A 26,725-nucleotide genomic window follows, 5' to 3' on the forward strand; every position below is an offset into this window, starting at 1 on the left:
AAAATGAGCGCTCTTGTCATCACAAGAGCGCGCAATAAAATACTATTTTCGGCAAGCCACTGGGCATTTCGCAGGCAGCTTAGCCAGCAACTTCAGTGCAATTTTACTAAAACTTGGCATCAGGAAGTACACCGCAGCCACAAACAACACGGAACCGAGTAAGTCTTCTACTCGATGCATGCCCATCCAAATCCGGCTGTATTCAACACCTGTGGCCCAAAGTAAGATTCCCCCCGCCATTAGGTAGCGCTTATATTCGAGGAACAAGCCACCAAATAGAGCGATACAAATCGCGGCAAAGATCGTATGCCCTGATGGGAAAGAGTAATTCATCCCCTTCAACCAACTATGGATACGCCACGAACTCACCTTACCTTCCACTGATTCGATGACTTGCTTTTTTTGCGCTTTCGCAAGCTGATAAAAGTGGGCTGGCTGAGGAATCACCAATTCATTGGCTAAAAACGCCGTATAAGGTCGAGGGCTTTCCGTCAAATGCTTAAGGCCAGTTTTGCCTGCAAACCCGATCACCAAGATGACAGCTAATTGAATTGCCCGCGAAAATAGTTTTTCACGAGAAATGCCCAGCCGTAGTGCCAGCAAACTGAAAACAGCCAAAGACACAATAAAACCTTTGCCCGCAGAATCCGTCAGTAAGGTAAAAAATGCACCCGTGATTGTGCTCACGTGAGACGTCAAATTCACCCCTGATGCCAACAAACCAACCAACAGTACCGAGGCCAGCATGGCCACCAACATGATAAATCCGCTACTTTTTTGATGTAGTATTCTGTCCACAGCTTTCCCATACCAGCTTGAAAAATTGAACAGGGATTCTAGCAGAACACAGCGGAAATGTTTCAATTGGATGTCAATTTATACTTTATATTTACTCAGCAAGCTCATTCATTAATATATGCCTGTGTTGCTGCATAGAAGTGATTCACAGGGCCTCGTCCCTGCCCAACTGAAAGCTTATCTGCATATCTCAGAGCTTGAAAAATATACTCTTTCGCCTTTGCAACGGCTTCAACTGGCGATTTGCCTTGAGCTCTGTAACTGGCAATTGCCGAAGACAACGTACAACCTGTTCCATGTGAATTATTCGTTATTATTCTTTGTGTGGAGAATGGCAGCGCTTCAGCGCCATCGAACAACCAGTCACAACTGGTGTTCGAGTTTTCCGCATGCCCGCCTTTTAAAAGAACACTCTTCGCGCCTATCTGCAATAACCGAGTGCCCAGCATCACTACGTCAAAGTCGCGGCTACCCTGCTTTCCTGTTGCTAGAAAGGCACTCTCCGGCAAATTAGGCGTGATCATATCGACATAGGGAATCAACTCAGCTTTAAGCGCCTCTACTGCACTACTCTCAAGGAGGGGAGTTCCACTGGTTGAAACGAGCACAGGATCGAGAATAGAAAAGGCTGGAGTATATTTACGCAGATATTTAGCCACGACTTGGATGATATTGGCATCCGACAACATGCCTATTTTAATCGCTACCACATTTAAGTCCGACAATACTGTAGCTAACTGCGCCTCAACTTGCTCAGCTGGAAGAGGAAATACCTTGCTAACGCCTTGAGTATTTTGCGCGGTAATTGCTGTTATCACGGAGCAGGCGTAGCTTCCCGTCGCCGATATTGTTTTGATATCGGCCTGTATTCCCGCCCCACCGCCACTATCAGAGCCCGCAATCGTCAGCACAACAGGCGGCGAACGGTATACACCAAAATCATTCATAATTTCTCCTTAGCACAATTTAAAATCGCATATGAATCAATGGGTAATATTGACCCTAATACGAGGTTTTGGCCTACATCGCATCATGGCCTATATTAACTAAGTAAGTACCTGAGGGAGAGACATTATGCCTCAAACGGCTTTAATTAGTAGAATCAATGAGCTACCTAGAATTCAGCGAATTTTGCAAGAACTTCTAGAAATGGTCAACCAGGACGATGTAGATTTCACCGACTTGTCTAACAAGATAGTGATGGACCAAGTCCTCGCCGCGCGCCTACTGCGTTTAGCTAATTCCGCGCATTTCGGCGGACAAAAGAATATCGCTTCCGTCAATGAGGCCGTGATTCGAGTGGGCGCTGGCCCAGTTCGAACCTTGGTGGTGGCTTCCGTCCTTTCTGGCGTCTTTACAAATGTACCTACTCTCAATTTAGAGGAGTATTGGTCAGATACATTTGAAGTGTCGGTGATCGCGAGCAAGTTGGCGGAAAAGACCCAAATTGATAGCAATGCCATGTTCACGATTGGCATCTTACACAATATTGGCGAACTTATGATTCACACGCTAGTTCCCAATGAAGCTGAAAAGATCAATTTGAAAGTACGATCCGGAGAAGACAGGTTTGCCGCGCAAGAAGCGGTCATTGATATCTCAGCGCCCGCGCTCGGTGCCTCGCTGGCGAAAAATTGGAATTTTCCATCAGATATGACCGACGCCATCGCCCACTTCAACCAGCCAAGGGAAGCGGAGATTTCTCCCAAGTTAGCCGTCATTCTACATTTTGCTCACGACATCCAAACGAGTTGGCCACAACTTAGCTCCGAACAAGATAAAATGGAATATCTCGCGCAACATCCCGACGCTCGCTTACTTAGCATTGACCCTGAATTTTCCGCCATCATAGATGAGCATTTGGGCCAAGGACAAGAGCTTGCCCATCAATTGCTCGCGGCATAGCCAAGATCGAAAAAGGGCCTAATCTAGGCCCTTCGTCACTTTTTTGTTATTTGAGATCAAAACTAGTGAGTTTCAGACTCAGCCTTGCAGCTCGTTCTATCGAAGCGATCAACACTTTCTCCCGCCCCAACTAAGATCACTCGCACCAAAGGATCGTCAAGTAAAGACTGTAAATACTCAGGATCATCAGGTGTATGGAACAAAAAGATCGGGATATTCGATAGTTGCTTTTGGATCTTTGGTGAATATTTTGGATTATCTGGATTGACTCTATGCGTGGCACGCGTCGCCACCACAGTGATATCACAAAAGTAATAGGCTATCTTATACAGATTAATTAAGTACTCAGATAATGGGTTTTTTGCTGGCAATAAATCCCACGCCATGATGGTTTTAATACCAGCGCGCGTGTAGCGGCTGACCATCAACGGGTTAGAGCCTTCAACGTATGCTTTGTCAATCAAACCTTGATGAGGAGCCATGATCGTTTTTAAGCGCTCGATAGCCGCTTGGGTTTCCTGTTTGGTAATTCGATCTAGGTTTTTGAAATCAAGCCACCAGTAATACTTCTCACCGAACGTATTAAACAGTTGCTCTAGAGTCAGTGCATCTGGGTTTTGCAGTGACCCATCTGGGTTACGTGGCATGGCATCATGGCTGACGATAAACTGATCTGTGCCTGGATCGTAGAAAAAGTCCACTTCAGCCCCGACTGCGCCAGCATCGAACGCACGTTGAAAGCTCTCGAGAGTATTTTCTTCTGTCCGATGATTGTACAGGCCTCGCGCCGACCAAATTTTGTTGCAATCATTGTAGGCTCCTTCATGAGCCCGCTTTTCCAATTGACGTTCAACAAACATATTGAGCAAGTACACCGCAACGGCAATTACCCCAAACACTATAATAAAGATTTTCATTCCTTCAACTCGCTCTAACCTATATTTTCCATTGTATTGCTGCCCATGATGCCAGCCACAATAGAAAAAAGAAGTGAAAAGCGCATTACAAGACCTCTGAACCTTGAAAGCATGCTTTAGCCCACATTATTGTTAAATAAAGCCGAAAGAATCAGGCTGACAATACCCATTTATAACGATTATATAGAACCTGTGCTCCCTCAGACATCACAAGAAAAGTGCTATCTGTGCATTGATAATGGACACTAAATAAACAGGGTAAAACTCTATTTTGGCGCGTATACCTCATCTTAGTCGCGAGTATTACCATTCTTCTAATATTCACGGCTTCAGTGTTAGATCTAAGCCTATGAATCTCGCGAGAATCGCAACATTTGACAACCCAATGAGGAGAATATGGAGCTTTCTCCTTCGCATTTGAGCCTCCAAAACTTGTCAGCGATTGAGGTACCTTCGGCCAATATTTATTTGGCAAAACGTGGCGAACAAACACGTAACTTTTTCCACTCCTCACCTTCTAAATTAAATAATTATAGCGATCAAGATCGATAATTATGCACAAATTCCACACTTGATTGAATAATATTGTTATTAACTAAAAGGCCAAATACGAGTTACAAACATAATAATTAAGGAAGCAGTGCAATGAAAAAAGGTTTATATATCAGTGGTATGATTGGGGTATTTTCTTTAGGGGTTGCCACAGTGGCTCACGCAGGAGTCAACGAAGTTGATTACTGCACGCACACTGGTGGCAAAGTCAAAACCATCACAGCTGAGTTTCAAACAGCCGATCCTGCTCACCCCCAGAAAGGGTTACGTAAGCAATTTTGTACTTTTAAAAAAGATGGGGGTTATATCGTGGTAGGGCTCGATGCCTATGCCTCAAAGCATCCGAACATTGCCGCCACATATATAGAAAAGCTGGGTAATATTCCTGATGGCTCGTACCTGATGGCAGGAAAATATAGCAACCCTTCTTGGAACCTATGTAAGAACTTAGGCGGTGCTATCGCGGGTTACCATGCGCAAGGTGCGTTCACTGACAATACAGGACAATCAGATGTATGTGTGTTTGGCGATGACTCTATGGTCAGCAGTTGGAGCCTTTATTATATGGCAACTGGCCGAGATCACTACAATGAGGTGAAAGAGAACGTCCGCTCTGAACCCATCCAACAAATTAACCTTCCTAACGTATAAGCTTGTAGCAACTGATTAAAATAAAATCACGCAGCGCAACACGCTGCGTGATTTCTCGATTGGGAGAAACAGCTAACGGCCCATAGACTACGAATATGCATGCCCGATATAGAACACAAGAGAGGCTTCCTTCATCGCGGTAACACCCACCAGCATTTCTTTATTTTTACTCACTTTCATCACGGCATCTCCTGTGTAACCAATGGCATCGACAAACGCTTTCGCGCGCTCAAAACCAGCAGATGGCGTCTTCTCGGTGTTGGTAACACAGATTGCGACGGCGATGGCCACTTTCATCAATGCATAAATAGTGGCTAGGGCCTCGCCCTGTTGAAGCACGAATTTTTTCACCGAAAAAACCAACCCGACCAACGCCACAATGAACGAACTAACGGGGGACAAATACCCCACGGGAGTTTCATCCGAAGAATTTAATGCGTTGCCAAAATCGAACATCCCTTTAAAAACTTTCACCACCGATTTCGCAATACCGAATTGATCTTTGCTTAGACTGGACACCCCGTCCATACAACCGAGTACTATCGATATTTGTGTAGTCACAATATAACCGATAGTAAAAGAGGTTTTGACTCCTTGGCTGTCCGTCAGGCTTTGGGCCTCTGGCAATGCATTTGCTGACAGAGCATTTTCTGACAAATTGTTGCTGAAGTTTATTGATTTCAGAGAGTGCCCAGTTTCAAGCGCGTACAATGTATGCAGCGGAAATGCCACCATAAATGAATACATACTGCCCCAAGTTAAATCTAAGCCAAACAGTTTCAGTAGCCAGCTCAAAAACGGGACTTTTTCGTTCAGCCCCGACAGGGCAACGTCTTGGCCCAGCTGCGTCATCTGAGACAATCCTTCAATAACCTCTTGAATGACACCACATCCACTGTGAACTAACGCTTTTTGGTCCTGCAACACAGCATTTAGCGCAGAGCGGTTAAACCCTTTGATGGTGGCATCAAACAAAGAAGTCACCACATCGGTAGGGATGGCCAAACCGCCTTGGACGACGACTTTGCTTACCAGCTGCTCAACCAAGCTCTCTATGCTGCTATCAGAAAAATTCTCCGCCGCCCCAACACTGCTGGCACTCAGAGAGCCCGATGACTGCATTGAGTTGGCAAATTTATTGAGGACGAAATTCTGTACACAAGAATTACCCGCTGGCCCGTTAGACGCCGACAGGTTGAAGTTCTCGGTATAAGAATCGCCAGAAATCGATTCAGACTGACCACACAGTTTATCAATATTGGCATCAATGCTTTTTTCGTAGCCTGCAAAGCTGGTTTTAAGATCTTGCGCCCAAGCTGAACTTTGGGTGGCTACGTAAGAAATTTGATGTTTTACGCCCCTTTCCAAGCTGCGCGTCAGAGCAAAAATATCTTTAAACGCAAACAACAGCTTTAGATATTTGATCAAAGTTTCCACAGCATCAATTACTGCGTCTGCCAACGTCGTGATCACCGACACAATGGCCTTCGCGATATGCTCGATGGTATCCAACGCAAAGCTCACCGCCCCGCCGACATATTGAAAGGTAATGCACACCCCTTCTTCAATGGACAAGGCAACTTTAGTCACTTCACGCGCGACCCCATTGATGACCGCTTTCACACCCTTTTGAATCGAATGAACAATATGGTGGAACAAGTGGCCAATACTGTGAAAAAAGCTACCAAGCTCTACGTTGGCTCCTTCGCTGAGTGATTTGGCTTGCAAATCCACAGTCCAAGAGCCCGATAACAAATTCACTTCCGCGTTTGACAAGCTTGGGTTCATATAGCTGATATGTTGTAACGGGTTAATCTCTTGCGGCTGACCAGCAGCTAGAAGCGAGGAACTGGGCGCGGGAGCAGGCGACACTTGAGTGAGTCGGCTGCCCGCCGTACGCAATAAATTGGCATTGTCATCGGTGGCGTTTTTGCTAGATAGGAGCCCAGCTTTCTGAAGACTTTGTACGTCCGTGTGTTTAGGATCGGCGAGGCGCTGATGCGCATAAAAATCCGGACTCAGCTCCTGCCAAACGTGAGACGAACTATTCGAACTCAGCAGCACCGTTTGATTGTCCAGCTGATTGCTTTGGTCGTAAATACGAGCAAATAAGGTCGGCGATTTAAAATCGGTCGCTTTCATGGAAGCGACTACCTTCCCAGCAGCATTGGTGTAAAGGATAGCACTTGTTTCTCGGCTAATTGAATGGCCCCGGCCCGTATTGTTATCAATCAAACGTACCGGCTTAGAACTGCGCAGCTCAATCGGCTGATTGGCCCCAACCGAGTAACCATAGATATTCTGCACGTTCAGTTCCGCGTGATAGTAAGTATCGGTTTCTTGCTGCTGACCTTTATTTACATTGGCTTGAATGGACGCCTCCGACATCGGCACCATAATCGTTTCATCTTGTGCGGTTAGGCTGTATCTCACTACCTGCGTTGAGTGATACTCCACCGCTTGAGAATTTGGTGACAACTTGGCGACTAAATATTCACTGTCTTGTGAAGTCAATGGCGGCGCGACTAAACCGATACAGCCTACATCTAACGGCTGCCATTCAGCCTCAAACCAACTATCAAGTGGTTCTTTCGGCGTAATCGGTACAAATGGGCTTAAAATATTGTTGGGATCTTGACGCTGGCAACTCTGGCGGCGCTGATAAACGTTCCCTTTTTCATCTTGGGCAATCAAGCTTTTAATACCATCGGAATTCGTTTGCAAATGCATATCTTGCACAAATTGGTTAGGTATTGTGACTCCCCGAAGCAGAGCAACATTATGCTGGGTATCATTGGGTTCAGGAAGAACTAACTGGTAGTAATAAGGGTTGGGATGGGAAGGCTTAACTGAACAAACCACGCTAATCTGCCCGTCAAAGCAAGGTGCAGGAAAAACCTTGTATGAATATGAATCACCCAACATAAAATATTCCGCAAAGACATCACCATCTACTTCACTCTTACTAACATCCCATTGCCCAGATACCTTAAGTGTCACAAATGAGTCCCAATCGACTGAATAACTAACCAGGCCTTCAACAAATTCGCGATCAGTTGTAGGGCCAAAATGATAGCTAACAAAAGTATATTGTTGGGTATACCTATTAGCCGATATTAGCCGAACACGAGTAAGGTTTTCTAGGTGTGGGATCATCCCTCCTTGCCAGCCATAACTCATTTCCTGCGTATTCAGCTGATTCGGGGCGGCGGCAATATCTTCAATATCTTTGAATCTACGTACAAGGGAAGCTTCAGGACCATATTTCCACTCACTCATGTGCGTATCGCTAGTCATCATAAAATGAACGCAAGGCACCTGATCTTTTCCATCGCCATAAAATACGTCGACTAAAGTTCCATATTGCCAGCCGCCCATGATCGTCCAGCCCGTATCTTGTCGCTTGCTGCTGTCGTTTACATTGATCTTTAACGTCCTAAACCATTGGATCCAGCGCTTGCTTTTAAGTTGGATCCACATCCCCCAGCTACCAACGATCCAATCATCGACAACCGTGCCGTTGTCTTGGTGGCTAAGGACAAACAATTCATCCACCGTCTGACCGCTGAGCTCTTGCGCCACGTCTTTATCTACATCCATTTTAAAACCATGACCAGATTCGTGATCACGGTACATATGGACAAGATTATTGTGCTCATCAAGCCCCAGTAGCTCGCTTTCGCCACGGGCAAACAAATGACTTGGGTCAGCCGATTCACCTGGCATTGTTTGAATATAAGGAGTGGACGCAATCCCATTGAACATCACGTGACGACGATCGAATTGCTTAAACATCTGTGCGGATTGTACGGTGAGCTGCTCATCCATCAACTCCCCACTCAGTGAAACTGAACAAGCAATATTAACTTGCTGCATTTCGCTGTCGGTGAGTTGCAAGTTGGGATCGTTGACCTGATAGCTTGAATTTGTATTCGCCCAGACTGAAGGCGGTAGGCCACTGCCGACTAGCGCAGCTAACGCGGTTAACTTGCCTGCCTTACCCAAAAAAGCACGCCTTGAGACGACAACATCAAACCGCCCCATCTCTTTGTCGACAATAGTTTGGTTGGGGATCAGTTGAATAAGCTTTTGAGACAGCTGATTTCTTAGTTGCTTAAGATTTGGGAAAGAGGACATTTTAATACACCGCTAATAGTGAACAATTTAACGGTGTCATGTATATCAGTAAGTTATGTCATTTTTGTGATCTAAAGATGAAAGGCGAATATGGTATTATTTAGTTCATTGTGATTATGATATCAAGAGTTATCCCCCCACAGCCACGACTTCCGTTTACATAAGCTATTCCTCTAGCCGCATTGAAACTCGTCTAACCACATTGAAACTGCGCAGCGATTGCATCAACGACGATTCGAGTTCGAGCGGCATGAGCTGAATCTGCATGTAGGGCCAACCACACCTGATAAGGTTGCGAACGAGCCTTCTCCGGCCACACGCGCACCAGTTCTGGTTCTCGCTCCGCCATATAACTTGGCAGCTCTGCCAACGCCAGTCCTGCTTTGACAAAATTGAACAACATCAAACTCGAATTGAGCTCAGCGACAACATTCGCTTTGCTTCTATCCACTTCCACTAACGTTTCACTCTGCTGCGGCGACACCCCAGCCTGATAAATCGCGATCTCATGACCTGCAAACTTCTCGTCGACATGCGGACTACCTTTTCGGTCTAAATAGCTTTTGCTTGCATATAAGCCGACTTCCCAACAAGCAAGTTGGCGAGTGATCAAATCCAGTTGATGGGGCCGCGTTGTGCGTATTGCAATATCCGCTTCACGATTGGCCAAGCTCATGATCTGGGTCGTGGTACTCAAGACAATCCTTAATTGAGGATAGATTTTCTGAATTTGACTGATCGCGGGAACAATGAAATCAAGCGCTAAAGAATCGGTGGTGGTTACACGCACTTCTCCTGAGGCCACATCTTTTTCTCCGTCACACAGTCTTTCAAACGACACCGCTCTTTCTTCCATAGCTTGCGCCAGAGCGACGACTTCTTGACCCTTTTTACTTAACTTCAATTGATTGGAAGTGCGAAGAAATAAAGAGCAATTAAGCTTTTCTTCCAATGCCTTCAACCTTCGACCTGCCGTTGTTTGATCAATCATCAAGCTCTGCGCTGCGCCTTTTAACGATCCAGCGCGTGCTACCGCCAAGAAAACTCTGACGTCATCCCAGTTCATCTTTCTCTTTCCCGTACTCTTTCCTGCGATTGCACTTTTGCATTCATCACCTGCAAAAAACTGCATTTTCACTTCCTACGCATCACTTTAACATTCCCACGAATACCCAAGCCATCAAAATTACATTTACTCGTACCAGTTATAGGATTCTATTTATGCCTCGACCTTTATTTATCGCGACCATCGCCATGCTAAGTACCTTTGGTTTATTGGCCTCCGATATTTACCTGCCCAGTATGCCTTCAATGAAAATGAGCTTTCAGGTACCCGATTGGCAAATGACACAGTCAATCTCCGTGTACCTAATTGCACTTGCCGGCGCTCAACTTATCTATGGACCGCTTGCAGATAGAAACGGGCGTAAGCCGATACTGTACATTGGCATTAGCGTTTACATCGCAGGCTCATTGGGTTGTGCAGCCTCCACTGACTTTACACATTTTTTGATCTGGAGAGCCATGGAAGCTACTGGGGCCGCGTCAGGTTTAGTGCTTAGCCGCACTCTCATCGCTGACATCTGCAATAAACAAAGTTCAGCAAATGTTTATTCGATCATTTACCCTCTCGTTTCCTTATCCCCCGCACTGGCTCCTGCCATCGGAGCTCAGTTAACATCCCAATTCGGTTGGCAATCGAACTTTGTTTTCGTCGCGGTTTTTGGTCTGGCGAGTTTACTACTAGCACTATTCCTGCCGGAGACCCGCGCCGTATCGATAGCCGATAAACCCTCGAAAAAAAGCGCTATTCTATACCTTGTCAGTGATCCTGCTTTCCTTCGCTATAACTGCTTAGTTTGCGCAATTTATAGCGCTTGGTTTGTTTACCTTACACAGTCTCCATTTTTATTCACTCAACTAAATATGAGTCCTCATCAAATTGGCTGGCTCTACTTGCCACTAACATTGACAATCATAAGCGCAAACTTCACCTCGAAATGGCTACTAGCTCGCTGCCAATATCAATCGATTGTGCGTGGAGGATTATATAGTTTCTTACTCGGAGGTATGTGCTACATCATTACGTCTTGGATTGGCGTCCATAGTGTATGGACCATTGTGATACCAATGTGTTTGGTTGCAGTCTCAAACGGTTCCAGCCTACCTCTTGCCATATCAGCGGCTATTTCTGAACAGCGTCAATATCAAGCCATCGCCTCCGGTCTTGTCGGATTTTGCCAAATCGCCAGTTCTGCGCTGATATCAGGCCTTATCAGCCAAGTATGGGGCATGAGCACAACTGTGCTGGCCACTTCTATTGCTTTGCTGTCGATTATCGCTTGGGTGGCCGGTTGGAAGCCTAAACATCAAAGAGAGATCACATAAGTTCACACCAAGTTGAGTATTACAAATTAATGAATGGTAGATTTCAAATTAGTTTAAAGTATCAAAAAGCTAAGATAGCGCATACTTTTATCCTAAAGAACAACAAGATACTACTTAACTAAACAAAATTTGCTTAGTATAGATTTATTGAGACAACTGTGACGAACTTCATAGTGCTTGAACGAGTTCAAGGTTACATTAAATCACGTGATTTCAAAGATTAAACTGAATAGGATTGCTATAGAAAGCAAATAATTATACGAGAGGGAATACTATGAAAAAAATGAGACGAGCTCAATTACACCGCATTCGAATCCAATACTGGAAAGATTCAGTCAAAACTCCAAATCCCAAATCGTAACTCTTTGTCCAGAAAAAAGACTCAGAGACCCATATCTAGAATCAGACTGCTAGAAACAGTTACCTGAAAACAATTATCTAAAAAGTACTTAGAAACAAAAAAGCTGGCTTCGAAGCCAGTTTTGGTTTCAGTTGCAAAAGCAATTCAACTGTCATTTTCAAATGACTCATCTCCAAGCTTCGATTCGCAATCAATTTTATAGCGGTTAAATGAAAAAATACTCGGCCCATGAGAACGCTTAGTCGTAACTCTTTCTTCGGAAAATTGCACGGTTACATGGGTAAAGACTTTGCTCTTTGCTTCAATCGTATTGGCAAGCAGCAATTGGTCTATTTCTTCAGTAAGTGCATCTACATCAGACTTCGTTTGCGCTAGGCCTTCATTGGCACTCGCCTTAAATTCTTCAAACTCTTTTTCCGCCTCTTCCGTCCTTTGGTCTGGGGGAAGTTTCTTCAGATCTAACTCTCGATGGACGACATCCATCGTTTTCTCTTGAGCTTGTTTATACTTATCTTTTAAAACCGATAAGCGCTCTTTCAACTTTGGATAGCATGCGAATGCCTCAACATGGGTGGGGGTATCACCCTCTACACCTAAATTGACGCACGTGATTTTCCCACCCACTTTTGCGATACCACCACTTAATGTTCCTTGCCGACCGCTCGTATCGGATACCGCTAAATCTTTACCACAACGCAAATCATTTCCCATACAGTGAACCGAAAGTTCAATATTATCGGCCGCTTGCAATTGAGCATATTGTGCATAATTTGCTTTGATATTTCCCCCAGATTTCACAGCGCAAGTTTTTTCTTGCCCCTCTGGAACCGAGTGGCCAATGATGCCTTTTGCCACAACGATGTCGCCTTTCACTTGCACGTCCGCTGACTCGATAAATCCACCCACAGTCAGTGAACCTGTCGCCCGTACCACCATATCTGACTCTATATCGCCTGACACCACGACATTGCCTTTAAACTTCACATGACCGGTGCTCACACCAATAGCTGGAAGGCATAGTGCATCTTCCACTTCAACCGTTTTACTACGAATAATAGGCATCCCAGACGCATCAGCAACCAAGAGATTAGGGTTGTCGGGCGCTATTTTTGAGCCTCGCCCACTCATCAAAGCTTGGTCGTTACCTGGCTTTGCTGGAATCACCTTGCCTTGAACGGTAATCCCTGCCGTTCCTCTTGTTGCAGGCTCACGCTTCATTAATGGTTCATCAACCTCTACCGTGATGGTTTCTCCAAGGTTCAACATATCGACTTTATTGCTATCATCTTGCTTTTTCGGCGCAAGAACGCGCTTAGATATATCCTCGACTAACGGAATAAATTTAGCGTCTTTACCTTGAATTGGATTTTTACCCTGTGCAACGGGCTGAGTAAACGTCTCCCCTGACTTAAGATGCCCACTAGTAAGCAGCACTTTTTTCAAGGCGAGTTTATTGATTCCTTTCGTTACTTCCGCATTGGCTAGCGCCTGGATGATGTCGGGGCCATTTAACGGTTTTCCTGAGTATGCTCCTGTCACAACCATGCTCGCCAACATATCTTGCTCACTGAGGACGACTTCAACTTCTGCGTTCCTTACCTCAGCAATACGAATACCCTTATAGGCTTCGCCCTTTGATTCTTTAGCGCAGTTGATGAATCGATTTACTTCTTCTTCAATGAGATAAAACTGGCTAGCCGCTATCTCAGCCAAAGCTTCATCCAACCCCCGAGTATCGAAGCTAGTATTCACGTTGATATCCGGAGACAACTTAGCAACCACATAAGTTCCATCGTTAGAAATTGAAACAAATTTATTCCACATACCTATTCCATAATCTGGTCGCTACAGAGTAATTACATAGATAACACCAAGCAAAAAAGCACGACAGAGCATTACTAATGTATCCTGAACATTTCCTTTACAGTGTAAATTATAACCAAGAATTCATAGATATACACTAACCACAGCGTATCTTTCGTGACGGGGATTTACCTATTTTTAATATAGGTATCAAGCGAAGCTGGCTGTCTAACTCAACCAGTCAACTAATGAGAGGTAGAACCGTGAAAATTGCAAATAACCTACTGCTAGACAACTGAAAAGAAAAAGATTTAATCGTCTACCGGAAAGTGATGGCGCGCATTAAAATCATACACTGCGGTCACGCAAGTACCATTTTTTGAATAACGTAACGAGTCACATAGCTCCAAAGCCAATATAATTCCTCGTCCATAAGTAAGATTACTATCTATATCCTCATACTTTTTATAATCAAAACCTTCACCATTATGTTCAAGCTCCATAATAATACAGCCATCTTTAGGCAAATAATTCACCTTCAATTCAAGCTCAGCGGTCGCGTCCAATTCACTCAGTTTTTGCTCTCTAATGAGGTAATAATTATAAAAACCATCAGGGTCGTCTTTAATTTTTGACTCAAGTCTAAGCAATCCATGTTCAATCGCATTTGCAAACAGCTCAGATAGAACTGAACAAATCAGATCCAAATGTGCTCCGCCTGGAATAATTCCCATCAGGTAAGATCTCACTTCATTCATAACTGACGTATCTTTTAACACGTCAGCTGAGAAGGACAACGTGGACTGAATGGGCAATGCTCGCCTTTCAACCGCCTCTACCAACTCGTTATGTGAGCTACCATTAGTTATCGGAAAATCCATCGCTAATATGGAGAGATCGTCTCCCGCACCTTTTTCGGTAAACTGTTGCACTTTTTCATACAGGTTGGAAATAATATTTGCGCTTTCCTCAAGGACTTTTTCTAGCCTTACCGTTCCAAATTGTTCTCCGAAATGATTTTCAGCTTCAGTGATGCCGTCAGTATAACTAATTATTTTCTGGTTAGGCTTAAGCTTTACATGAGTCAAATTGATTTCAAACTCATTCTCATTTAGCACCCCAAGGGGCATATGATTAGAGGCAAGCTTTTTGATTATTTTCCCATTTTCATCAAGAACATAACCATCGGGTAGTCCTCCCCCCCACCATGACACCTCCAAACCATTCGCTTTAATTTCAAACACACTGGCGGCAAGCATCATCCCTAAAGGTAAGAATTTAACTAATGAATTGTTTATTTCAGTAACGATTTCTCCTAAAGACATCCCTTTCGATGCCATAGTAAAAAACGCTCTAGTTGCAGGAATAGCAGAGATTGCTGCCGGTAGCCCATGCCCAGTAGCATCAGCAATCATCACGTAGACTCCGCCGTGAGGGCGGTTTGCGACAACAATAAGATCACCATTAAAAATCGTCGAAGGCGTGGATATATAATTGATGCCGTAGATATGGCTGACTTGAGAACTCATTTCATCCATAAGATTTGTGAAAATTGACTCAGCTATCGCGTAGTCATATTTCACATGCTCATGGAAATGCTGAAGCTCATCGCGTTGTTCAAGAACCTCACGGTGCATAGTCACAACACGATGGTGAGCCTGGACTTTAGCGACCAGTACACTCCGTTCCACAGGTTTGAGAATGAAGTCATCACCGAGCGCTAAACTACGTTCAAATGAATCATGATCATCAAGAACGGTTAAAAATATTATCGGGGTATGATGATCAGGAAATGCTTCTCTAATCTCTGCTGCCGTATCAAAACCGTTTTTAATCGGCATCATCACATCTAGCAATATAACGTCGGGTAAGCTCGACATTGCCTTCATGGCTTCTACAACATTTTCACCGTCATCAAACGTATCGATTGTCTCTGCGATGTTTGACAGCATATAACGACAAAGCTCTCTATTTGTTTCATGGTCATCAACGATCATGACTCGCATAAGCCGTCCCTCAAATTAATCGATACTAAACTTTTTGTCGAATCTAGAAATAAGTAAGATTTTTTTTACTTGCGGCAGGGTATTCGTTATAGCAATCGACTTATCCCCCTGGCCTATATATTTATGCATATTGAGTAACATACCTAACCCAGCACTATCGATATAATCTACTTTCCGTAAATCGATAACAAACCCATATTCTTTTTTATCTATATAAGCACTACGAAATTCCTGTACTAAACTAAATCCAAACGCTCCCTCTATACTGATAGTGACACGTTTTGAATTTTCATCAATATTTGTTTCAACTGTCATGAATGCTCCTTAAAACAGTTCAACTTCACCTTCATCAATATTAACTTGGTTTGCCGCAGGGGCGCCGCGAGCATCTGTTTTATCAATGATAGTCCCCAATTCTTGATGCAAACTTTTGCCATCCAACTCACCAGCCTCGTAACGTTTCAGTGCACCCGTAACGTCATCAATAAAGGTAAGTGACAGCTTGGCATAATCTCCCTGCTGCACCACAATATCAGCAAATTGCAACGCACGAATACCGTTATCAACCTGCGTATGTAACTCCGAACCCAGCTGATGGATTTTCTGTATTTCTGTTTCTATTTCTACGTTAACCTGATGAACGCCTCGTAGCATTTCATCTACTTTTTCTTTAGACTCAATCGCTTCTGTCATATCTATTGACGCCATAATCCCAACCGTTTTGTTTGCTTGAGTCACGGTTTCTTGAGCGACGTTAATCTCTTGTTGAATTTGGTTGTTCAATTCGTCTGCGCGAATAGAAAGATTTCTCACCTCTTGGGCGACAACTGCGAACCCTCTGCCTGCTTCACCTGCTCTTGCGGCTTCAATCGCTGCATTAAGCGCGAGCAAGTTTGTCTGCTCAGACAGCCCTCTGACCTGATTTAACAACTTGAAAATAACTTCCAATTTATCAGACATGTCATGAATACTATGCACAGCTGAAATACTTTTTTCCGAGACATCAATTAGGCTTTGAACATACTCCGAAATAATCTCTTCTGTTCGCGGTAACACCTTAGTTAAGTCATATTCGCTATCTTTGTTGCCCATCAAGTTATCCACAAGCATATTGGATATCTCATTTTGATCTTCAGCCACTTTTTGCAACGTAAAAAAGGAGTTATTAAGGGTTTCGACCGATTCATCAACAACGTGGTGCTGACGATCCAAAGGATCCAATATCTGCTGATGCGCTTTTTCCAATACTTGTTTAATTTGACTTACACAGTCAGATAAATCCGTCTCTTTTCCTCCCTCCTCAACTTTTTTCACTTGGGTTTGCTTCATTACATTCGATAACAGCAACCAAGGAATAGCGGCGAGCGCCACCATTAATGCTAACTGCGATATAGACGTGGAATAAAACAAACTGGCGATCAGCAACATGCATTGACCACCAATTGTCAATGCGAACTGTCGCCGTGTCCCTTTAATTGTTCTTTCCATAGAATACTCTCTAGAATTAGTCGGAGAATTTTTTAACGATACAAGTACTCGCATATTAAATTTGGAATCCGTTTTAAATCAGCTACTTTAATTGCTGCATCAAGTTCAACTGCCACTTTGGGCATCCCCCACACAACCGAAGACTTCTCATCTTGAGCAATCGTCATTGCACCCTGATTGCGCATTTTAAGCATACCTTGCGCTCCATCTTTTCCCATTCCAGTCAGTATCACCCCGACCGCTTTATCTCCCACAGCTTGGGCAACACTGTCATACATAACATCCACGGAAGGCTTGTGCCTATTCACAGGTGGGCGCTCATCTAACTCACAATATAAGTTATTGCCTTTTCTAGTCACGATCATGTGTTTGTCACCAGGAGCTACGTAAGCACAACCATTGACCAAAGGCGCTCTGGTGGTATCAAGCTCTTTCACGTTAACATCACTACTATCATTTAAACGCTGAGCGAAAGATTTAGTAAACATAGCGCTAATATGCTGAGTAATAATGATCGGAGGCATACCCGCTGGAAGCGCCGACATGACTTCTTTGACTGCTTCAGTCCCCCCCGTAGATGCTCCAATTGCTATTAATTCGCACTGGGTTTTAGGCAGTGGCTCATCGCCCCACGCTTTCGTGGCTTCATTACTTGAATACGCTACGTCTACATTTGCACCTGCGGCCATTTTGATCTTGCTGTTGACCAACTCTTTGTATTCAATCATCTCGCCAGACTTATCCACTTCCGGTTTGGGGAAATAATCAACCGCGCCAGCTTCTAACGCCGCTAACGTAGCTTCAGCGCCGTGCTGTGTAAGAGTTGAAATCATAACAACGGGCATAGGCCGTAAACGCATTAGGTTTTTTAGAAACTGAACACCATTCATCTTTGGCATCTCAATATCTAGTGTTATTACATCTGGGTTGTGACGCTTTATAAGCTCTCTTGCTTCATAAGGATCCGCCGCCTCAGCGACAACGGTTAATTTAGGGTCGCTATTGATCAATTGACATAGCAACGCTCGAAACACAGGAGAATCATCAACTACAAGCACTTCTACTATTTCTTCCATCAGAAAAGCTCCACATCATCATCGCGATTTTTATGACTTTCTTCATCAAGTTGATGAGCATATTTCTCTTCATCATGATGAATTTTGTTAACTTCACTAAAGGGTATTTTCCTAATCCATGCCCGCCCCGTGGTTGGTTCAAACATGACTTTTCTAGGCTCTTTCCCGCCAAGATCTTCTGCAATTACATTTAACTTCTCTTGACCCACATAGCTCAAGATAAACTCGATGTTTTTTTCTCCAATCATGGCGAATTGGCCCATTAAATTCGCGCCACCAAACAACTTCACCTTCAACTTTTGACGATTGGCTCCATGGGATACAAGGTCATTAATCAAAATTTCCATCGCGTAACTGCCATAACGAGACGCTGTAGAAAGTAGCTCGTCAGGGTGCCAATGCCTTAATTCGGCATTGCTGTCAAACGGAAGCAAAAAGTGATTCATTCCACCGATTTGGAATTCTTCATCCCATATACATGCCGCGATGCAAGATCCAAGGCCAGTACAAATAATCTCATCATCATCTGATGAGCAATACACGCCACCGGGAAACACCTTAACTAAATGCTTCTTCTTTTGAGGATGGTAAAAACGATTAACCTGTACTTTCTCTCCCTCTGCGCGTAAACGGTTTTTTTTCATCGGTACCATTTTAACCTGCCTTTTTCACGTAGATGGTATGCCCTAAATGATGAAAGATATCAGCACACGCCCCCACGCTTTCTGAATGCCCAAGAAAAAGTACGCCATTAGGTTTTAACTGTTGGTGGAACCTTTTCAATAACTTTTCCTGCGTCGGTTTATCAAAATAAATCATGACATTTCGGCAAGAAATCAAATCAAATTGAGTGCTCATCGGCCAAGCGTCCAGCAAATTTATCTGAGCAAATTTAATAAATTTTTGTAGTGCGCTTTTTATCTTTATCGCACCAGCTTGGTCCTGTTTACCTCGAACGAAGCAGTTTTTTAAATATTGCTCTGGGATCGTCTGAATAGCTTCTTCGCTATAAACCCCTTTCTTGGCATGCTCCAATACTTTGGTATCGAGATCGCTTGCCAATAGCTTCACATCTTCACACCACTCAAGTACCCCTAAAGAGTACAATTTGGCGATGAAGCTATAAGGCTCCTGCCCTGTTGAGCACCCTGCCGACCAAATACGTAGCCGATTTAAATTCTCGTCTTTCCACTCTGCCATAAGCACTTTTTCGATGAATTCGAAATGATGATACTCACGGAAAAAGTCCGTTTTGTTCGTCGTTAGGCTATTGATAAAGTGGATTTGCTCTGATTTATCCCCTTCAATAAGCTCACGATATTGAGAAAAACGAGTAAAACCAAGCCTACGCAGCTGCCGACTCACACGGCCATACACCATTGCACGCTTACGATCGTTGAGGTAAATGCCAACGGATTTATGCATAAACCACTGTATGAACTTAAAGTCTTTAGCGGTCAGCTCAAACTCTTGAGCCTCCGCTAATAAATCACTATCGTTCTGGGTTAAAACTCTTCCCATTCGTCACTGTCCTCACTCATGTCCAATTTAGAATTGGACACTTTCGTCTTACGAAGTTTACTCACGTTGCTTCCGCGTGCTGCTTTCTGAGGCGCTTTGTTTTTCTTACTCGGCTCAAAGGTGGTGATATTGCTATCGTCGTTAAAGAAACTCATCAATTTGATTAGCTCTTTGCCTTCATCTTTCAACGATTGACTCGCCGCAGATGTTTCCTCAACCAGTGATGCATTTTGCTGCGTCATTTCATCCATCGTCGTAATAGAACGGTTGATTTCATCAATACCCGTCGACTGCTCTAGGCTTGAAGAAGCAATTTGTGCTATCAGTTCGGTCACTTTTTCCACCGCCTCAACAATATCATTTAAGGTATCGCCCGATTCATCGACAAGGCGAGAGCCTTCATCTACTTTCTCTACACTATCTTTGATAAGCCCTTTGATCTCTTTCGCGGCCGCTGCGCTTCGCTGTGCAAGATTTCGCACTTCGCCCGCCACCACAGCAAAGCCTCGGCCTTGTTCACCTGCTCGGGCAGCTTCCACCGCTGCATTAAGTGCTAGCAGGTTAGTTTGGAAAGCGATTTCATCGATAACACCGATGATGTCTGCAATCTTCTTGCTCGCTGCGTTAATTTCTGACATTGCTGATACAGCTTGGCCAACCACATCGCCACCCTTGCTGGCTTTCTTCGCTGCGTCATTAGCTAATCCATCAGCCCCTTTCGCATTATCTGCATTCTGGCGTACCGTTGCCGTCATTTCTTCCATACTGGCGGCCGTTTCTTCAAGGTTCGATGCTTGTGCTTCAACACGTTGACTGAGATCGTTGTTACCATCTGCGATTTCGGTTGAAGCCGTCGCGACCCGAGTAGAAGACGTTGTTATCTTCTCAACCATATCTCGAATATTAGTAATGGAAGTATTCACGGCGTCAGACAAGCGGCCAAACTCCCCTTTGTTGTCGTCCGACATCGTATTATTAAGATCGCCATTAGCAACTTGACTCATCACATCAATACATTGCCCTAGTGGATCCACTAAGGTATCCAACAAGTTATTGATCCCATCACCCAACTCTTTCATGAACCCGCTGTACACCGTGGTGTCAATTCGCTCGTCCAGCTCACCCGCTATGGCTCGTTGAATCATAGATTCAACCTGACGCTGGCCGTCCCTCTGCTCAGTAATGTCCTCCCATTGCAAAGCAGGGCCAATATATTCCCCATTTCCATCATGCATCGCGATACACGTTAGGTTAAACTCAAGTCCGCCCACTTTGATATCTGAGCTAAATGGTAAGCGATCGGGATTATTAATAATGTTTCGTTGATGGCTCGGGTTTTTGTGGAAAATATCTATATTTACTCCCACTAACTTCCTTGCATCAAAGTTCGGTAACACCTGCTGAATTTCTCGCTCTCGATCTCTTAACAATTTATCCAGAGAAGGATTAAGGTATTGAATGATCCCGTCTTTGTCGGCCATCATAAGGTTGGTTGTCATACCTTCGACAGCGGATGCCAAACGGCCTACCTCAGTGTCTCTTGCGCGCTCTGCCGTAACATCACTCCACTCCAATGTATTACCGATATAATTGCCCTCAACATCAGTGATAGACGCTACATTCAGTTCAATAATGACATCGACAATCGTAATATCGGTTGTGTATGGCAGGTTCGCAGGATTAGACAGTAACTGCCTTTGATGTGCTGGATTACGGTGGAATTCATCAATACAACGTCCAACCAACCATTCTTCAGAAGCTGTGAACCCTGTCCACACTTCTCTAAACTTGGTCTCGTGAACTTTGAATAGTTCCAGCGTTTTCATATTTGCATACGTAATAACAAAATCGCGATCGATCATAACCATGGCGGTTTGTGCTTGATCGACGGCCCCTTGTAATCTTGCTACGTTATTTTGTTGCACTCGCTCCTGAGTCACATCCGCCCATTCCAACGTATTACCGATATAGTTGCCGGAGGAATCTTTTATCGCCGACACATTGAGCTGTATCTTGAGGTCTGCAATCTGTATATCTGTGCTGTAAGGCAAGTTTGATGGATCACCGAGAAGCTGGCGTTGGTGCGCTGGGTTTTTATGAAACTCATCGATACAGCGCCCTATCAACCACTCTTCTGAGGCCGTAAATCCTGACCACACACTACGAAGCGTTGCTTCATGTTTCTTAAATAGGTTAATCGTCTCTTCATTTGCGTAGGTGATCTTCAAGTCTCTGTCGATCATCACCATCGCCGTCTGAGCTTGATCGACTGCGGATTGCAATCGACTCACATCATCAGCTCGCTTACGCATATCCGTCACATCCGCCCATTCCAAGGTGTTACCGATATAGTTGCCATTAGAGTCTGTTATCGCCGACACATTGAGTTCTATCTTGAGATCCGCAATCTGTATGTCTGTGCTGTATGGCAAGTTTAACGGGTCAGCTAGCATCTTACGTTGATGGGCTGGATTTTTATGAAATTCATCAATGCAGCGCCCTATCAACCACTCTTCTGAGGCCGTAAACCCTGACCAAACACTACGAAGCGTTGTTTCGTGCTTTGCAAATAGCGTGAGTGTTTCTTCGTTTGCGTAGGTGATGGCAAAGTCCCTGTCGATCATGACCATCGCCGTCTGAGCTTGATTAACCGCGGATTGTAAGCGAGTCACATCATCGGCTCGCTGACGTATATCCGTTACATCTGCCCATTCCAAGGTGTTACCGATATAGTTTCCCCCGGAGTCTTTTATCGCCGATACATTGAGCTCTATCTTGAGATCGGCAATCTGTATGTCTGTGCTATAAGGCAAGTTTGACGGATCACCGAGAAGCTGGCGTTGATGGGCTGGGTTTTTATGAAACTCATCGATACAGCGCCCTATCAACCACTCTTCTGAGGCCGTAAAACTTGACCAAACACTACGAAGTATTGCTTCATGCTTGGTAAAGAGTTTCAGCGTCTCTTCATTCGCGTAGGTGATCTTCAGGTCTCTGTCGATCATGACCATCGCCGTCTGCGCTTGATCGACCGCGGATTGCAATCGAGCCACATCATCGGCTCGCTTACGGATATGCGTCACATCTGCCCATTCCAAGGTGTTGCCGATGTAATTTCCGTCTAGGTCGGTGATAGATGACACATTCAGCTCAATACAAAGATCTGCGATTTGGATGTCGGTACTGTAAGGAAGGTTGGAAGGGTCCGATAGGAGCTGGCGTTGATGAGCAGGGTTTTTATGGAACTCATCGATACAACGATCAATCAACCAATCCTCAGAAGCAGTAAAGCCAGGCCAAACACTACGAAGCGTCGTTTCGTGCTTGCCAAACAGCTTCATTGTCTCTTCATTTGCATAGGTGATCTTAAAATCACGATCTATCATAACGATCGCGGTTTGCGCTTGGCTCACCGCAGCTTCTAATCTTGATACATCTTCTTGTTGCTTCCTATAGCTAGTAACATCTGACCATTCCAAAGTATTACCAACATATTCACCAGAGGCATCTATAACAGCCCCAACATTCAGCTCAATTTTAACCCCTTGCACATCTATCGTGGTTACGTAGGGCATGTTAGAGGGGTCGGATAATAAGCGGCGTTGATGCTGAGGGTTTGAATGGAAGCCATCGATACAAAAGCCTACAATATGTTCTTCGGTGGCACGGAAGCTTGGCCATATAGACTGGAATAGAACTTCGTGAGTTTTTAATAACAACATGGACTGCTGATTGACGTAAGTGATTTTGAAATCTCGGTCAATCATCATCATTGCGGTCTGAGCAGCGTTCAATGCTGACAACAACTGCTGTTTGCTCAATCCTGATTCTTCTTCTCCTGGCTCGTAGTCATCCAATAGAGAATCAGGAGTTCTTGCTACATATTGTGTCGCAGGTTCTTTACGTTTATTCCAAAATGCCATGAATCTTCCCTCACGCTGTCACTTCTTCCGCTGACGTTTTATTGAGCTCCGCTACATCAAATAGAGCTTCCAAATTAATTAGGATTAGGTGGCCACTGGTAACCGAAGCAATACCTTTGATATAGCTTTCGTCCACTGTGACCGACATGTGAGGCGCGGGTCTTATCTCTTCCTTGGATAAGTTATACACCTCGGCGACGCCATCCACGATAATACCTAGAGGATGACTTTCTGCGTCATTGAGCACAATAACGACCGTTGTAGGGCCGATGCTGGCAGGCTCAAGATTAAATCGCATACGCAGGTCCACAATCGGAATGTACTCCCCGCGAATTTCCAATACCCCAAGTAAATACTCCGGTGAATTCGGTACTTGCCTAACTTCACTCCAGCCCCTCACTTCTCGCACATCTAAGATCGGGACGCCATATTCCTCTTGGTCTAAAACAAAACTCAAAAACTCTTGTGTTGCCATCTCTATCAACTCACTTTAAGAATTCGTTCTATGTTTAGTAATTCTCCGGTATCAAGTAACGACATCACCTGATCACCGACGTTTAGTACACCTTGAAGATACGGAGTAATATGAGATTCCCCAACGGCTGGAAATAATTCATTATCTCCTTGGCTGATCACATCACTCACTGCATCCACAACTAACCCCATTAAACGCTCAGTCTCTTTACAACGACTGCGTAGCAGCAATACAACGGTTGTAGGTAAATAATCACACTGGCCAATTTCAAATCGACTGCGTAAATCGATAACGGGTACAATCATTCCCCTTAGGTTGATAACGCCTTTCACATAGTCCGGCGAGTGGGGAATAGGGGTAGGTTGCTCCCATACTCGTATCTCTTCGACATCTTTGATTTGCACGCCATAAAGCTCGTTATCAAGGCGAAAGCTCAAAAAGTCTGCGTTTTCGCTTACTTCAGCATCGACGGTCTCAATAATATCTTGAGCAATTTTCTGTCGTTTTTCTTGGCTTGGCGAGATTACTTCAGTGGTCATGCTCCCCTCCTATGCCGCTATGCCGCTACGGCTATCACCATTTCGGCTTAAAAATCCGCTGATGAGCCCCTGAATATCCAATATTAGCGATACCGAACCATCGCCCAATATTGTCGCTCCAGAGATTCCCTGCACCTTGCTATAATTTGACTCGAGACTTTTTATTACGACCTGCTGCTGATCGAGCAACTCATCCAATAGCAATCCTACTCGATTGCCTCCCGCTTCAACAAAGCACAAAATACGGTCATCAAGACTTCCGGCATCGCCCATGCTCAACTCGTCCTGTAGACGTACGATAGGTATATTTTCTTCTCTGAGCCTGTAGAGCTCTACGCCACCTGATGCATGTTTTAAACAGCTCTGATCAATTTGGATTGATTCAATAATGGTAAGCAGAGGGATTATGTACACCTCACCGCCTACTTTGACTAATTGCCCATCGAGAATCGCCAGTGTCAGCGGCAAGCTAATGGTAAAACGGCTGCCCTTGCCCACTTTTGATTCCACTTCAATGTGGCCACCGAGTTCTTCGATATTTCTTTTGACCACGTCCATACCGACCCCACGCCCAGAAATATCTGAGACTTCTTCGGCAGTAGAAAATCCAGGAGCAAAAATGAGATTGAGCACTTGCTTATCGGTCATTTCATCCCGACGGGCATCCGCAGGTGTCACGCCCTTTTCAACTGACTTTTTCCACAGTTTGTCACAATCTATACCTGCGCCATCATCTCTGATCTCGATAATGATCGAGCCACCTTGATGGTAGGCATTGAGCTCGATGGTGCCCATTTCTGGCTTGCCACTTTCTGCGCGGACCTCCGGCATTTCTACGCCGTGATCAATACCGTTTCTGACCAAATGCACCAAGGGATCAACAATACGCTCCAACACCGTTTTATCTAGCTCAGTGCTTTCACCTTTAATTTGTAAATCTACCTTTTTCCCAAGGCGGCTGGTTAAATCTCTCACCAATCGAGGAAAACGACTGAATGCAAAACTCATTGGTAGCATTCGAATATTCAGTACATTCTCTTGCAAGTCTTTACTATTTTGCAGCAGTTGATCTAACCCAACTTTTAACTTCTCAAGTTTATCTATCGTAAAGTCGTTACCAATCTCGGCAAGCATAGATTGGGTAATCACCAACTCTCCCACTAGATTGATCAAGCTATCAACCTTATCAATATCTACTCTGATTGAGCTTACGCTCGATTCAGCTTTTGCCACTTTACTGGCAGGTGCATCTGCTTTCTTGCCGCTACTAGGTGGCGTTGAATCTGCCGAACACGAACTCGGCTCAGGTTTAGATGAAATAGGCGCTGCTTGCTCTGATGGCTCAAAGTTGATATTTTCAGATTGCGGTTGAAGCGGCGCGGTTTGGGTCACCTTTCTATTAAGAACAAGGTCACATTCATCTTCCACCCACTCGAAGATCTCTCTAATTTCCGCTTCAGAAACACTGGCTGCTAAAGATACGTACCAGCTTAAGTAACTGATCTCACCCTCAAGTTCATTGATATGCGGTAGAACATCTGAATTCGCGATGATGCTACAAGCGGGATCAAGGTCGGTTAGCTCTCTTAAAATACGTAAAGGGTCGTTCCCACTGAAAAACATTTCTCGATGAGGGATAAAGGTTAAATCCCATTTCTCTGTTGAGGGAGTGACCTCTACTGGGTCAGTTTGCACTTCTTGAGGCTGAGAGCCAGATTCTTGAGTTACGGGGGGAGCATTTTCTGTCTCTAAGAGCTGAGCAAGCATTTCACTGACGGATGCCTTCAGCTCTGTGTTGACCTCCTGGCCACTTTCATGCCCCTCAAGCATATTCATAATACAGTCGACGCTCTTAAATAGAACGTCCACGCTTTCAACCGTCAACTGCAGTTCTTCATTTCTAACCAGGTCTAAGTAAGCTTCGACGGCGTGAGTAAATTCACTAATATCAAATAAGTTAAACGTGCCCGCCCCACCCTTAATGGAGTGCGCGGCACGGAAAATCGTATTAATCTGTTCTAAATCCGTTTGGCTCGGGTCGAGTTTAAGAAGTACATCCTCTAATACTTCAAGATTTTCACGACATTCCTCGTAAAACATCTTGCGCAACTGTTCCATGTCTAAAGCCATAACCAATCCCTATTTTGCTCGCTGACGTTATTATTTTTAAACTGTTATTATTTTT

18 protein-coding genes and 1 pseudogene are annotated in these 26,725 nt (G+C 44.4%); 3 read left to right on the plus strand and 16 right to left on the minus strand.

Annotation, left to right across the window (positions count from 1 at the left end; translation table 11 throughout):
* Positions 1-42: 42 nt before the first annotated feature.
* Together L4C34_RS13115 and thiD are read right to left on the minus strand one after the other, a co-directional pair.
* Positions 43-798, minus strand: coding sequence for a phosphatase PAP2 family protein (locus tag L4C34_RS13115; protein ID WP_428789797.1), 756 nt, complete (start codon positions 796-798; stop codon positions 43-45).
* 104 nt (positions 799-902) lie between these two features.
* A complete protein-coding gene (gene thiD, locus L4C34_RS13120; protein ID WP_428789798.1) occupies positions 903-1,745 on the minus strand; it encodes a bifunctional hydroxymethylpyrimidine kinase/phosphomethylpyrimidine kinase in 843 nt (280 codons plus the stop codon).
* A 127-nt stretch (positions 1,746-1,872) separates the two neighbouring features.
* Here thiD and L4C34_RS13125 point away from each other — a divergent pair, with 127 nt between their 5' ends.
* Entirely contained in the window at positions 1,873-2,703 is an 831-nt protein-coding gene (locus tag L4C34_RS13125; protein WP_428789799.1) for an HDOD domain-containing protein, read from the plus strand.
* Between the two features lie 62 nt (positions 2,704-2,765).
* Here the strand turns inward: L4C34_RS13125 and L4C34_RS13130 are convergent, their stop codons facing one another.
* On the minus strand, positions 2,766-3,620 hold the full coding sequence (locus L4C34_RS13130; RefSeq protein ID WP_428789800.1) for a PI-PLC domain-containing protein: 855 nt from the start codon (positions 3,618-3,620) through the stop codon (positions 2,766-2,768).
* Between the two features lie 645 nt (positions 3,621-4,265).
* Here L4C34_RS13130 and L4C34_RS13135 point away from each other — a divergent pair.
* Positions 4,266-4,823 carry a hypothetical protein gene (locus L4C34_RS13135; protein WP_428789801.1) on the plus strand — a complete coding sequence of 186 codons (558 nt, stop codon included), beginning with the start codon at positions 4,266-4,268 and terminating at the stop codon, positions 4,821-4,823.
* A gap of 87 nt (positions 4,824-4,910) precedes the next feature.
* Here L4C34_RS13135 and L4C34_RS13140 read toward each other — a convergent pair whose 3' ends face one another.
* A complete protein-coding gene (locus tag L4C34_RS13140; RefSeq protein ID WP_428789802.1) occupies positions 4,911-8,960 on the minus strand; it encodes a hypothetical protein in 4,050 nt (1,349 codons plus the stop codon).
* Positions 8,961-9,153: 193 nt separating this feature from the next.
* On the minus strand, positions 9,154-10,092 hold the full coding sequence (locus L4C34_RS13145; RefSeq protein WP_428789803.1) for a LysR family transcriptional regulator: 939 nt from the start codon (positions 10,090-10,092) through the stop codon (positions 9,154-9,156).
* A gap of 89 nt (positions 10,093-10,181) precedes the next feature.
* On the opposite strand from L4C34_RS13145, the gene L4C34_RS13150 reads away from it, so the two are divergent.
* Positions 10,182-11,348: a multidrug effflux MFS transporter gene (locus L4C34_RS13150; protein WP_428789804.1), complete on the plus strand. Its 1,167-nt coding sequence runs from the start codon at positions 10,182-10,184 to the stop codon at positions 11,346-11,348.
* A gap of 505 nt (positions 11,349-11,853) precedes the next feature.
* Here L4C34_RS13150 and L4C34_RS13155 read toward each other — a convergent pair.
* From L4C34_RS13155 to L4C34_RS13205, 11 genes and pseudogenes are all read right to left on the minus strand, one after another.
* On the minus strand, positions 11,854-13,533 hold the full coding sequence (locus tag L4C34_RS13155; protein ID WP_428789805.1) for a flagellar assembly protein A: 1,680 nt from the start codon (positions 13,531-13,533) through the stop codon (positions 11,854-11,856).
* A gap of 290 nt (positions 13,534-13,823) precedes the next feature.
* Positions 13,824-15,518: an ATP-binding SpoIIE family protein phosphatase gene (locus L4C34_RS13160; protein WP_428789806.1), complete on the minus strand. Its 1,695-nt coding sequence runs from the start codon at positions 15,516-15,518 to the stop codon at positions 13,824-13,826.
* 15 nt (positions 15,519-15,533) lie between these two features.
* The gene (locus L4C34_RS13165; protein WP_428789807.1) at positions 15,534-15,833 is read right to left on the minus strand and encodes an STAS domain-containing protein; all 300 of its coding nucleotides are present in this window, start codon (positions 15,831-15,833) and stop codon (positions 15,534-15,536) included.
* Between the two features lie 188 nt (positions 15,834-16,021).
* Positions 16,022-16,715: pseudogene (locus tag L4C34_RS13170) on the minus strand (methyl-accepting chemotaxis protein); the annotation flags it as partial.
* Between the two features lie 323 nt (positions 16,716-17,038).
* Positions 17,039-18,082, minus strand: a complete 1,044-nt coding sequence (locus tag L4C34_RS13175; RefSeq protein ID WP_428789808.1) for a protein-glutamate methylesterase/protein-glutamine glutaminase — start codon at positions 18,080-18,082, stop codon at positions 17,039-17,041.
* Positions 18,082-18,735: a chemotaxis protein CheD gene (locus L4C34_RS13180; protein WP_428789809.1), complete on the minus strand. Its 654-nt coding sequence runs from the start codon at positions 18,733-18,735 to the stop codon at positions 18,082-18,084. Before L4C34_RS13180 ends, L4C34_RS13175 begins: the two co-directional genes overlap by 1 nt.
* A gap of 1 nt (position 18,736) precedes the next feature.
* Positions 18,737-19,603 (minus strand): CheR family methyltransferase, encoded by an 867-nt coding sequence (locus L4C34_RS13185; protein WP_428789810.1) that lies wholly within the window; start codon positions 19,601-19,603, stop codon positions 18,737-18,739.
* On the minus strand, positions 19,588-23,526 hold the full coding sequence (gene aer2, locus L4C34_RS13190; protein ID WP_428789811.1) for an aerotaxis transducer Aer2: 3,939 nt from the start codon (positions 23,524-23,526) through the stop codon (positions 19,588-19,590). The genes L4C34_RS13185 and aer2 overlap by 16 nt, the downstream gene beginning before the upstream one ends.
* Before the next feature lie 10 nt (positions 23,527-23,536).
* Entirely contained in the window at positions 23,537-24,001 is a 465-nt protein-coding gene (locus L4C34_RS13195; RefSeq protein WP_428789812.1) for a chemotaxis protein CheW, read from the minus strand.
* A gap of 5 nt (positions 24,002-24,006) precedes the next feature.
* Positions 24,007-24,540, minus strand: a complete 534-nt coding sequence (locus tag L4C34_RS13200) for a chemotaxis protein CheW (RefSeq protein WP_428789813.1) — start codon at positions 24,538-24,540, stop codon at positions 24,007-24,009.
* Positions 24,541-24,549: 9 nt separating this feature from the next.
* On the minus strand, positions 24,550-26,670 hold the full coding sequence (locus tag L4C34_RS13205; RefSeq protein WP_428789814.1) for a chemotaxis protein CheA: 2,121 nt from the start codon (positions 26,668-26,670) through the stop codon (positions 24,550-24,552).
* Positions 26,671-26,725 lie beyond the last annotated feature (55 nt).

The sequence above is a fragment of the Vibrio profundum genome, assembly GCF_050337555.1.
In the GTDB taxonomy this organism is placed as follows: domain Bacteria; phylum Pseudomonadota; class Gammaproteobacteria; order Enterobacterales; family Vibrionaceae; genus Vibrio; species Vibrio profundum.

What these genes read in the sequence shown, in the direction of transcription:
- L4C34_RS13130 (WP_428789800.1), bottom strand. Translation starts at nt 3,620, where the DNA reads ATGAAAATCTTTATTATAGTGTTTGGGGTAATTGCCGTTGCGGTGTAC.
- L4C34_RS13155 (WP_428789805.1), bottom strand. Translation starts at nt 13,533, where the DNA reads ATGTGGAATAAATTTGTTTCAATTTCTAACGATGGAACTTATGTGGTT.
- L4C34_RS13145 (WP_428789803.1), bottom strand. Translation starts at nt 10,092, where the DNA reads ATGCAGTTTTTTGCAGGTGATGAATGCAAAAGTGCAATCGCAGGAAAG.
- L4C34_RS13135 (WP_428789801.1), top strand. Translation starts at nt 4,266, where the DNA reads ATGAAAAAAGGTTTATATATCAGTGGTATGATTGGGGTATTTTCTTTA.
- L4C34_RS13205 (WP_428789814.1), bottom strand. Translation starts at nt 26,670, where the DNA reads ATGGCTTTAGACATGGAACAGTTGCGCAAGATGTTTTACGAGGAATGT.
- aer2 (WP_428789811.1), bottom strand. Translation starts at nt 23,526, where the DNA reads ATGGCATTTTGGAATAAACGTAAAGAACCTGCGACACAATATGTAGCA.
- L4C34_RS13175 (WP_428789808.1), bottom strand. Translation starts at nt 18,082, where the DNA reads ATGGAAGAAATAGTAGAAGTGCTTGTAGTTGATGATTCTCCTGTGTTT.
- L4C34_RS13150 (WP_428789804.1), top strand. Translation starts at nt 10,182, where the DNA reads ATGCCTCGACCTTTATTTATCGCGACCATCGCCATGCTAAGTACCTTT.
- L4C34_RS13180 (WP_428789809.1), bottom strand. Translation starts at nt 18,735, where the DNA reads ATGGTACCGATGAAAAAAAACCGTTTACGCGCAGAGGGAGAGAAAGTA.
- L4C34_RS13125 (WP_428789799.1), top strand. Translation starts at nt 1,873, where the DNA reads ATGCCTCAAACGGCTTTAATTAGTAGAATCAATGAGCTACCTAGAATT.
- L4C34_RS13160 (WP_428789806.1), bottom strand. Translation starts at nt 15,518, where the DNA reads ATGCGAGTCATGATCGTTGATGACCATGAAACAAATAGAGAGCTTTGT.
- L4C34_RS13195 (WP_428789812.1), bottom strand. Translation starts at nt 24,001, where the DNA reads ATGGCAACACAAGAGTTTTTGAGTTTTGTTTTAGACCAAGAGGAATAT.
- thiD (WP_428789798.1), bottom strand. Translation starts at nt 1,745, where the DNA reads ATGAATGATTTTGGTGTATACCGTTCGCCGCCTGTTGTGCTGACGATT.
- L4C34_RS13140 (WP_428789802.1), bottom strand. Translation starts at nt 8,960, where the DNA reads ATGTCCTCTTTCCCAAATCTTAAGCAACTAAGAAATCAGCTGTCTCAA.
- L4C34_RS13165 (WP_428789807.1), bottom strand. Translation starts at nt 15,833, where the DNA reads ATGACAGTTGAAACAAATATTGATGAAAATTCAAAACGTGTCACTATC.
- L4C34_RS13200 (WP_428789813.1), bottom strand. Translation starts at nt 24,540, where the DNA reads ATGACCACTGAAGTAATCTCGCCAAGCCAAGAAAAACGACAGAAAATT.
- L4C34_RS13185 (WP_428789810.1), bottom strand. Translation starts at nt 19,603, where the DNA reads ATGGGAAGAGTTTTAACCCAGAACGATAGTGATTTATTAGCGGAGGCT.